The organism is Muricauda brasiliensis (assembly GCF_003057865.1).
Lineage (GTDB): Bacteria > Bacteroidota > Bacteroidia > Flavobacteriales > Flavobacteriaceae > Flagellimonas > Flagellimonas chongwuensis.
The window spans coordinates 293022-302496 of the sequence record NZ_QBTW01000003.1 but is presented as its reverse complement, the minus strand read 5'-3'; the positions used below and the strand labels follow the sequence as shown (position 1 = coordinate 302496).

Annotated in this window: 10 protein-coding genes; 4 read left to right on the top strand and 6 right to left on the bottom strand. The window is 42.7% G+C overall.

The window, feature by feature from the left end; genetic code table 11:
- Positions 1-134: 134 nt before the first annotated feature.
- From DCK90_RS03110 to DCK90_RS03090, 5 genes are all read right to left on the bottom strand, one after another.
- Positions 135-1634 (bottom strand): BspA family leucine-rich repeat surface protein, encoded by a 1500-nt coding sequence (locus DCK90_RS03110; protein WP_108244706.1) that lies wholly within the window; start codon positions 1632-1634, stop codon positions 135-137.
- A gap of 471 nt (positions 1635-2105) precedes the next feature.
- The gene (locus tag DCK90_RS03105) at positions 2106-2399 is read right to left on the bottom strand and encodes a hypothetical protein (RefSeq protein WP_108244705.1); all 294 of its coding nucleotides are present in this window, start codon (positions 2397-2399) and stop codon (positions 2106-2108) included.
- A complete protein-coding gene (gene ligA / locus DCK90_RS03100) occupies positions 2396-4396 on the bottom strand; it encodes an NAD-dependent DNA ligase LigA (RefSeq protein ID WP_108244704.1) in 2001 nt (666 codons plus the stop codon). The genes DCK90_RS03105 and ligA overlap by 4 nt, the downstream gene beginning before the upstream one ends.
- Positions 4393-5328, bottom strand: a complete 936-nt coding sequence (prmC, locus tag DCK90_RS03095) for a peptide chain release factor N(5)-glutamine methyltransferase (protein ID WP_108244703.1) — start codon at positions 5326-5328, stop codon at positions 4393-4395. The genes ligA and prmC overlap by 4 nt, the downstream gene beginning before the upstream one ends.
- On the bottom strand, positions 5328-5813 hold the full coding sequence (locus DCK90_RS03090; protein ID WP_108244702.1) for a GNAT family N-acetyltransferase: 486 nt from the start codon (positions 5811-5813) through the stop codon (positions 5328-5330). Before DCK90_RS03090 ends, prmC begins: the two co-directional genes overlap by 1 nt.
- A gap of 31 nt (positions 5814-5844) precedes the next feature.
- Between DCK90_RS03090 and ribD the strand changes: the two genes are divergently transcribed.
- From ribD to DCK90_RS03070, 4 genes are read left to right on the top strand one after another with little or no spacing between them, the layout of a single operon-like run.
- Complete coding sequence (gene ribD / locus DCK90_RS03085) at positions 5845-6897, top strand: bifunctional diaminohydroxyphosphoribosylaminopyrimidine deaminase/5-amino-6-(5-phosphoribosylamino)uracil reductase RibD (RefSeq protein WP_199912640.1); 1053 nt, start codon at positions 5845-5847, stop codon at positions 6895-6897.
- The gene (locus DCK90_RS03080) at positions 6890-7492 is read left to right on the top strand and encodes an HAD family hydrolase (protein WP_108244700.1); all 603 of its coding nucleotides are present in this window, start codon (positions 6890-6892) and stop codon (positions 7490-7492) included. The genes ribD and DCK90_RS03080 overlap by 8 nt, the downstream gene beginning before the upstream one ends.
- Positions 7493-8356 (top strand): EamA family transporter, encoded by an 864-nt coding sequence (locus DCK90_RS03075; protein ID WP_108244699.1) that lies wholly within the window; start codon positions 7493-7495, stop codon positions 8354-8356. It begins immediately after the preceding gene.
- Positions 8356-8970 carry an IMPACT family protein gene (locus tag DCK90_RS03070; protein WP_108244698.1) on the top strand — a complete coding sequence of 205 codons (615 nt, stop codon included), beginning with the start codon at positions 8356-8358 and terminating at the stop codon, positions 8968-8970. The genes DCK90_RS03075 and DCK90_RS03070 overlap by 1 nt, the downstream gene beginning before the upstream one ends.
- A gap of 85 nt (positions 8971-9055) precedes the next feature.
- On the opposite strand, the gene DCK90_RS03065 is transcribed toward DCK90_RS03070, so the two are convergent.
- Positions 9056-9454 (bottom strand): acyl-CoA thioesterase, encoded by a 399-nt coding sequence (locus DCK90_RS03065; protein ID WP_108244697.1) that lies wholly within the window; start codon positions 9452-9454, stop codon positions 9056-9058.
- Positions 9455-9475: the final 21 nt, after the last annotated feature.

Genomic DNA, 9475 nt, shown 5'->3' with positions numbered 1-9475 from the left:
CTCTGACTTCTGACCTCTGACTTCTGACTTCTGACTTCTGACTTCTGACTTCTAAAAAAGAAAAACCGGGAAAGCGCTTGGCCCTCCCGGTCTAATCTAAAAACAAATAGTATGAAAAATTGCTATTTCAATAATCAATTACATTCCACCAAATTCAAATTGCCCGTGTAATCCCATTGGTAATTGTCAAAGAGGTTCTGAAGTGCATTTATCCCATCTCCCAAACAAATACTCAAATTATCCAATCCCACTGTAATATTGGAAGGGCCACCATTTTGGTCGGCATAGCTGCTCCATCCGATAAATGTATTACTCAAATTTACCACAGAAATACCGCTAGCAACGAACATATCCTCAAGCATTGTTAAACTACCAATGTCCCAACCGCCCAAATCTTGATCAAAGGAGGTGGCTCCTTTGAACATCATTTGCATATTGACTACATTGGTCGTGTTCCACTCACTAAGGTCTCCATTAAAAGAAGTTGCATGGGCAAACATTCCGCTCATCGTGGTTACACTGGAGGTTTTCCAATCATTAATATTTCCATTAAAGGAATTAGCGGTCCTAAACATATTTGTCATATCCGTTACGTTGGAAGTGTTCCAATTACCGATATCTATGTTAAAGGTATAGGCTCCAAAGAACATTCCGCTCATATCTAATACATTTGAGGTGTCCCAATTACCGATGTCAGCATTAAACACATCCGTTCCAGCAAACATTTCGCTCATATTTGTCACTTTGGAAGTATCCCAACTACTGATATCCCCATTAAAGGATTTGCTTCCCGAAAATGTCCTTTCCATATTTGTTATATTGGAAGTATCCCAATCACCTAAATCTGCATTGAAGAATCCGGCCCCATAAAACAAACCCTCTAAACTTGTAACATTTGAAAGGTCCGGTGCGTCAGAGGCGTTATATTGCATGTTTGCACAAAGTGCAAAAGCAAATGAGAGGTCTTTCCATACTACATCGCCCCATTGATCAATGCTCTTCACATAGGAATAATCCCCATCAAATGAAAAGCTGGGAAATTCTCCTTTTATAGATACGGTATAAGTTCCTGCTATCTCATAAGTGTGCTCAAAGGCCTCTGGAGCAACTTCTATGATTTCCTCTATTGTTCCATCGCCCCAATCGATAGTAAAATCATAGCTGCAATCTGTGTTCGCACCAATGTGGAGGGTCTGGTTGCCCATATTGGTCTTCCATGTGATTATAAACGGCCTAGAATTGTCCTCAATAGGTTCCTCAACATCTTCTACCTTAACCATTACGCCTCTGAACCTGTCAATAATGCCATCTGAAACCATAACAACCAATGAATGTTCCTTCACCGTTTCGTAATCCAGATATTTCCCGGGCGCCAAAGAGATTTCACCTTCTGGACTGATTTCAAAAAGATCGTTGCCCCCACTCCTAATCTCAAAGATGAGCTCATCGTCATCCGGATCGCTCGCCTCAATGGTTCCGATAATGGCCTGCTCATCCACATCTTCCTTTACGGAAAACGTATCTCCGTGGGCGATAGGCGCCCCATTTACATCTTCCAAAGAATCATTGTCGCAAGATTGTAGCGCACATACCAACAAAAACAGGAAGAACAACTTTTCAAATTTGATAGTCATAACATGGTATTTTCTGGAAAGATGGTTCTTTTACACAAGATTTTCTCCGCCCGATTTACCAATGCCCCGTTTGAGTTGACGGATGGGGGGTTTGGGTTGATGGAGGGTTTTGGGGGAAGGGTTACGGGTTGAGGGTTGAGGGTCTAGGGTTGAAGGTGAAGGGTGAAGGGATAGCTAGATGGTTGGATTTTTGGATGATTCGATTATTTGGTTATTGGGTGAAGGGTTAAAGGTGAAGGGGACAAGGGCAATGGTCAAGACCAAAGGGTTTTCGACTGCCTACCGGGCTCTGAGTGGAGTCGAAGGGCGGTTGGCGAAGGGTTCTCGACTGCGCTCGAACTGACAATGATTCAATGATTGCGATTTTTACTTACTTTTTTTCACTGCCAATTGCAGACTGCATACTGAAAACTGATTATTGACTACTGCATACTGTGCTCGAACTGAGAATTGTTGATGATTGAAAATTGATCAAAGATTCGCCTCGACCAATATCTTCAATTCTTCCTCCAAACTATATTCCGGGAAAGGTTTGTCAGCCCTACCGTACCAATAGCCGGCGTTCCATTTATCACCTTCTTTACGGTGTAGGTACGCATGAATCCAACTGCCCATTTGCGAGTTTAGCTCTTGGGCGATGTCGTGGGACGATTCCCAATCCCCTTTCGCATCGTGCCAAAGGGATTTTAAGGGCTCCGACCACTCGACTGGTGGTGCGTATTGGTCTAAAGTAGCTTCAAATTCTTCGTAAGTTTTGGGTATCATGATTCCAATTTTTGCAAAAACTCCTGTTCCGAAATTATTGGGACACCCAAACCTTCTGCCTTTGTCCGTTTGCTAGGCCCCATATTGTCCCCAGCGACCAAAAAGCTGGTTTTTGATGAAATGGACGAAGATACTTTTCCCCCATTGTCCTCAATTAATTTCTTAAGATCATTACGGCTGATGGTTTCGAACACACCGGAAATCACAAACGTATTCCCTTTTAATAGTTCCGTTTGATTTTCCAACTGCTCCTCGGACAACGAAAACTGTAGCCCGTAGGATTTTAATCGCTCGATAATTTCCACATTTGCGGGTTCCGAGAAAAAACTCACCACACTCTCCGCAATCCGCTCCCCTATCTCGTCCACTGCCACCAATTGCTCCTGCGAAGCGGCCATTAATGCATCAATATTCTTGAAGGCTTTTGCCAGTTTTTTGGCAACCGTCTCTCCAACATATCGTATCCCCAACGCAAAAAGCACCCGTTCAAACGGAATCGCTTTGGATGCCTGTACGCCGTTCACCAGGTTTTCAGCGGATTTGTCCGCCATTCGTTCCAACGGCAAGATTTGTTCCTTGGTCAAAATGTACAGGTCGGCATAATTGCCGATTAGCCCTTGTTTAAAAAGAAGCTCCACCGTTTCTCCGCCCAAACCTTCAATATCCATTGCTTTTCTGGAAATAAAGTGCTGAATTCGACCTGTAATCTGAGGTGGACAACCAATATCATTTGGACAAAAATGCTGTGCTTCACCTTCCTTTCTGATAAGTTCCGTACCACATTCCGGGCAGTTTTCAATGTATTTGGTGGGTTCCGAATCTATTGATCGCTTGGTAAAATCGACCCCTACGATTTTTGGGATGATTTCACCTCCCTTTTCCACAAAAACCGTATCGCCTTCGCGTACATCGATTTTAGCTATTTGGTCGGCATTGTGCAAAGAGGCCCGTTTTACCGTAGTACCTGCCAACAATACAGGCTCCAAATTGGCCACAGGGGTAATTGCACCGGTTCTACCAACTTGATAGGTGATTTTGTTCAAAGTGGTAGTAGCCTGTTCCGCCTTAAATTTATAGGCCATAGCCCAACGTGGGGATTTTGCTGTGTAGCCCAGTTCTTCCTGCTGTTGGATGCTGTTCACCTTAACCACCACACCATCGGTTTCGTAAGGCAATTCGTGCCGATGGATGGCCCAATAGTCTGTGAACTGCATAACTTCAGCTGTAGATTTGCACAATTTGGCTACGCTGGGGACTTTAAAACCCCAAGCACGTGCTCTTTCCAACACTTCAAACTGTGATGAAATTCCCAAATTGTCTCCGGCTATGCTATACAACAAACACTCCAGTGGTCGCTGTGCCACCAAGGCACTATCTTGTAATTTTAAGCTTCCAGATGCCGTATTCCTTGGGTTCATATAGGGGTCTTCACCAGCTTCCACACGCTCTGCGTTCATTTTGGCAAAGCCCTCGAGCGTTAGGATAATTTCTCCTCGAATATCGAATTTAGGCGGATAGTCGCCTTTCAACTGCAAGGGAACCGACTTAATCGTTTTTATGTTATTGGTGACATCGTCCCCTTGAAAGCCATCACCACGGGTCACTGCTTTCACCAAGAATCCATCTTCGTAGGTAAGGCTGATAGAAGCTCCATCATACTTTAACTCACAGGTGAATTCAACCTCGGCATCGCCCAAGATTCGTTGGATGCGCTTTTCCCAATCTTCCAAATCCTCCTTGGAATACGAATTATCCAAGGAATACATCCGATGCTCATGGGCCACGGTCTCAAAGTTTTTGGTTACCATTCCTCCCACACGCAATGTTGGGGAGGTCGGGTCCTGAAATTCAGGATGCTCGGCTTCCAATTTTTGGAGTTCCTTGAGTTTCATATCAAACTCATAATCGGAAATGGACGGCTCATCGAGCACGTAGTATTTATAGTTGTGTTCCCTTAGCTCGTTGCGCAGGGATGTGATTTTATCTTGGATGCTCATTTTCTAATTGCTTTTAGCATTCTGTCGTTGCCAAACATATCTTTTCGCAGTTCAATTTCTGAAAAATTACGATGATTGAAAAGTGCTCGGGTCTCCTCTTCCAAATATTGATTAATCTCAAAATACAATTTTCCTTTTTCGGAAAGATGCTTTTCCGCGAAATCGATGATTGCCCTGTAAAAAACCAAAGGGTCATCATCTGGAACAAACAATGCTGTTCCGGGTTCAAAATCCTTTACATTTTTTTGAATTTCCCCCTTCTCCAACTCTCTGACATAAGGCGGATTAGAAACGATAATATCAAAAACAAGTTCAAGTTCCGTGTTAAGAATATCTTCATGCAAAAATGTGATATCCAACTCGTTTGATGCTGCATTTTTCCGAGCCACTTTCAATGCGCCTTCGGATACATCCAAAGCAAATGTTTTGGCATTAGGAAGATACTTTGCTAAAGCAATAGCGATACAGCCGCTTCCTGTTCCAATGTCCAAGACGCTAAAAGGTAAAGGATGAAAAGATTCATCTTCGCTACATGGGGCTTCAGCCTTCAATTCTGGGTTTCCCACTTGCAACTTCTGACTTCCGACATCTGACTTCTGACTTCTAATATCATCCAAAATCCATTGCACCAATTCTTCGGTCTCTGGACGTGGAATCAACACATTTTCATCAACCTGAAGTTCTAAATCCATAAAATGGGCGGTTCCCAAAATATATTGAAGGGGTTTTTCCTGTTTCAACTCCGACAATGCTTCAAAAAGAGGCTGCTCTTCTTCTTTGGTCAATGTAATGTCTGGCCGAATGGCCAAAATAAACCGTTCCAGTTTCAGGTAATGCTCAATACAGGAATAAAAAAAAGAATCAATTTCCTCTTTGGGATAGATTGCGCCCAACTCTTTGTGATAAATGTCTTTGATTTCTTTGAGGAGCATTACAATTTTTTAAGCATCCAAACGGGGCAGGAATAATGGCCCGTATTTCCCATGGGAGCGTCGATGTACTCAAAACCGTTCTTCTTGTACAACTTTTGGGCGGCCTCCATGTAGGGCATGGTTTCCAGATAGCAGGCCTCAAACCCAAATTCTTTGGCTTTTTGCAAACAAGCTCCGATCATTTTGGCGCCGAGTCCCTTGCCCCTGGCTTCCTCCAAAAAGTACATTTTTTGAAGCTCGCAGACATTACCATCATAGTTATCCAACTTGGCAACACCGGCACAGCCGATTACTTCGCCTTCGTGCTCCACCACAAAATACGCAGCTTTGGGCACATTATAATTAGAGTACATATCGTCCAAAGCTTTATCTGCATAAGCGGTACCTACTTTAGGAACACCCATATCCTCAAAAACCTTTCGAATCACCTGGGCCACCTGTACATTGTCTTCGGGGGTAATTTCACGAATCACCGTATCTCCCATTTTTGTGTTTTTATTGTTCTATTTTTGCGGTGTGAATATACATCAAAAATACATCCTTCGCAGCATAGAACTGGCCAAAAAGGGACTGGGAACAACCGCTCCAAACCCGATGGTGGGATGTGTAATTGTACATAACGATAAAATAATCGGAGAAGGGTATACCGACCCCTACGGAGGCCCACATGCCGAAGTAAATGCCATTAATTCTGTAAAGGATAAGGATTTATTGCAGGAAGCATCTTTATATGTTACCCTAGAACCTTGTTCGCATTACGGAAAAACACCTCCTTGTGCTGATTTGATTGCAAAACACCGAATCAAAGAGGTTTTTATTGGGTTACAGGACCCTCACGATAAAGTGGCCGGTAAAGGCATCCAGAAATTGAAAGATGCGGGCTGCAAAGTAACGGTGGGAATTCTTGAAGATGAATGCAGGGAACACCACAAACGTTTTTTGACGTTTCAGGAAAAGAAACGCCCCTACATTATTTTAAAGTGGGCGGAATCTAATGATTGCTTTTTGGCCCCCGACACCTCTTTACGAAGTAAAAATCCGGAACCGTTTTGGATTACCAATGCCCATTCCAAACAGTTGGTACACCAATGGCGAAGTCAAGAACAGGCTATTTTGGTCGGCACCCACACGGTTTTGGAGGACAATCCCAAGCTAACAACACGGAATTGGGCAGGAAAAGACCCGATTCGAGTGGTTTTGGACAAGGATTTAAAGATTGATTCGAGCTACCATGTTTTGGACAAATCCGTGCGGACCATTGTTCTGACTGAGGTCGAAGATGCATCAAAATATAAGGAAGGTGTTGATTATGCCATCATCGACTTTTCAACAAACTTGGCACAGGAAATTTGTGATGTGCTCCATCAACATAACATCACAAGCGTAATTATTGAAGGCGGCGCCAGAACGCTTCAAACTTTTATCGATGAAAATTTATGGGACGAAGCTCGTGTTTTTAAGGGCTCCGTTTCTTTTCGAAATGGTTTGCCTGCTCCTAAAATACAGGGTACTTTACAACATCAAACCCAAATATTGACCGACACCTTATCCGTTTACCATAATGATTAAAAACATTATCCTCGATTTTGGCGATGTGCTCATCAATCTGGACAAACCTGCCACGGCAAAGGCAATGGTGCAGCACGGTTTTACCGAAGTGACCCCAAATCTGGAGAGCTTGTTTCAGGATTATGAGAAGGGACTTATCACATCTACAGGCTTTTTGGATGAGGTGTCAGTACACTTTCCCAACGCAAGCAGGGACTATTTGGCGCAAGCGTGGAATTCGATTTTATTGGATTTTCCCGAACACCGTTTACAATTTATTGAGCAGCTTGCTGAAGAGAATCAATATAAAATGTTATTGTTAAGCAATACCAACGACCTACACATGGAGCGTGTGAGGGAACTAATGGGTATGGAACGGTTCAATAGGTTTAAAAATGCCTTTGATGTGTTCTACCTGAGCTATGAAATGGGGATGCGCAAACCAGATACCGAGATTTTTGATTTTGTCCTCCAACAAAATCAACTAATAGCGGAAGAAACCTTTTTTGTGGATGATGTAAAAGAAAATACTGATTCCGCAGCTAGTTTAGGTATAAAAGTATGGAACCTCCAAGTGGGCCAAGAGGACGTAACCCAACTAAAATCAAAATTGTAAATGGTATATCTGATTCTGAGCATTCTGAGTTCTACCTTGATTTTTGTGGTCTTTAAACTGTTCGATGTTTTTAAAATACAGACGCTCTACGCCATTATCACCAATTACGTGGTAGCCTGCACTGTTGGGTTCTTTTTATATGATGGTCCCGTTGGCGTTAGCGATTTTACGAATAAACCATGGCTTATTGGTCCTATATTATTAGGTGTACTGTTTATTGTCATTTTTAATTTGATGGCCCGCACCGCCCAGGTCTCTGGGGTTTCGGTAGCCTCTGTGGCCACCAAGATGTCGTTGGCGATTCCGGTGGTAATGGGGATGTTGTTGTACGGTGAACGATTGAGTGCACTACAAGTTATTGGTATTGCCCTTGCGCTAGTTGCAGTGTATTTGGCTTCCATTAAAGAAAAGAAAATAAGAATTGACCGGAAGGCACTTGTGCTGCCCTTACTGGTGTTTTTGGGGTCGGGTGTTATCGATACAAGTATTCAGTATTTTGAGGAAGTCCATTTGACAGACCAAGAGATTCCCGTATTCTCTTCCATGATTTTTGGCTTTGCGGCTTTGACCGGGTTTATTTTTATTGGTATAAAGGCGGTAAAAACACCATTGAAAATCAATTTAAAAAATATGGTAGGAGGAATTGCCCTAGGGATACCCAATTATTTCTCCATCTATTTTTTGATTCGCGCCCTGCGGTCGGACATTTTGAGCAGCGCCGCCATCTTTACCTTAAACAACGTTGCGATTGTAATGGTCTCCACGCTCGTCGGAATATTATTGTTTAAAGAGAAGCTAAGTCTTAAAAACTGGAGCGGTGTTGCGTTGGCGGTTTTGAGCATAATATTGGTAGCTTTGTTCTGATGGATAAAAAAGAAGATGTTTACCGGACCGTTACCAAAACCTCACCAGAGATTTTATATAAGGACCGAAAGAGCAAATTCTATGCTGAGGTACACCCCATTGCTTCGGAAGATGATGTAAAACCGATTGTAGAGGAACTTCGAAAAAAATACCACACGGCCAATCATGTTTGCTATGCCTGGCAATTGGGCACCGAAAATCCGATTTACAGAGCCAATGATGATGGCGAACCGAACAATTCGGCCGGAATGCCCATTTATGGGCAAATACAATCGTTTGATGTGACCAATGTCCTGATTACCGTTACCAGAATTTTTGGTGGCACCAAACTTGGGGTCGGCGGATTGATACAAGCTTACAAAGCTGCTGCCCAAACGGCGCTCGAAAATGCGAAGATTGTAAAGAAAATCATCAAAGCTCAAATGCGTTTACAATTTGAGTACCCGGTCATGGATATAGTGATGCGGACCATCAAACAGAAAGATTTGGAGATTGCTTCCCAGAAAATGGAATTGGATTGCGAGCTGATTATTTCGGTTCGATTAAGCGAATCGGAAGAGATTTTTCAACTTTTCGATGAAATGCATGGTGTCGATGTAATTATGTTGGATTGATTGAAACAAGACCACTTTCCTATTGGACAAAAGACCGCTGCGCTGCTAGACATAAGAACAAAGACTTCTGAACTCTGAAAAAAATTCAATCGTCCAATTTTTCCAAGATATAATCTGGGCATTTTATGGGGCGTCCCGTTTTTTTGTCCATAAAGGCTAAAACCGTGTTTGCGGAGGCCAGCAACTCCCCTGCTTCGTTCAAAAGGTCATAATCAAATTCAATTTTAACTAAGGGTTTTGACTTTAATTTGGTACGCACGGTCAACAAATCATCATAAAGCGCAGACTTTTTATAGTCAATATGTAAGGATATTACGGGTAACATCACACCATTATCCTCCATGCTTTTGTAAGTGATTCCCATCGCCCTTAACCACTCCACTCGGCCCATTTCAAAATACTGGGCATAATTACCATGGTAAACAACCCCCATTTGGTCAGTTTCTGCATATCTGACCCGAAAAGAATACGTATTTAGACCCATTTTTAATTGAAAAATTATATA

Excerpts from the sequence above, each read along its gene's own strand:
- DCK90_RS03070 (WP_108244698.1), top strand. The coding sequence starts at position 8,356 with ATGGATAAAAAAGAAGATGTTTACCGGACCGTTACCAAAACCTCACCA.
- DCK90_RS03080 (WP_108244700.1), top strand. The coding sequence starts at position 6,890 with ATGATTAAAAACATTATCCTCGATTTTGGCGATGTGCTCATCAATCTG.
- DCK90_RS03090 (WP_108244702.1), bottom strand. The coding sequence starts at position 5,813 with ATGGGAGATACGGTGATTCGTGAAATTACCCCCGAAGACAATGTACAG.
- DCK90_RS03105 (WP_108244705.1), bottom strand. The coding sequence starts at position 2,399 with ATGATACCCAAAACTTACGAAGAATTTGAAGCTACTTTAGACCAATAC.
- DCK90_RS03065 (WP_108244697.1), bottom strand. The coding sequence starts at position 9,454 with ATGGGTCTAAATACGTATTCTTTTCGGGTCAGATATGCAGAAACTGAC.
- ligA (WP_108244704.1), bottom strand. The coding sequence starts at position 4,396 with ATGAGCATCCAAGATAAAATCACATCCCTGCGCAACGAGCTAAGGGAA.
- DCK90_RS03075 (WP_108244699.1), top strand. The coding sequence starts at position 7,493 with ATGGTATATCTGATTCTGAGCATTCTGAGTTCTACCTTGATTTTTGTG.
- prmC (WP_108244703.1), bottom strand. The coding sequence starts at position 5,328 with ATGCTCCTCAAAGAAATCAAAGACATTTATCACAAAGAGTTGGGCGCA.
- DCK90_RS03110 (WP_108244706.1), bottom strand. The coding sequence starts at position 1,634 with ATGACTATCAAATTTGAAAAGTTGTTCTTCCTGTTTTTGTTGGTATGT.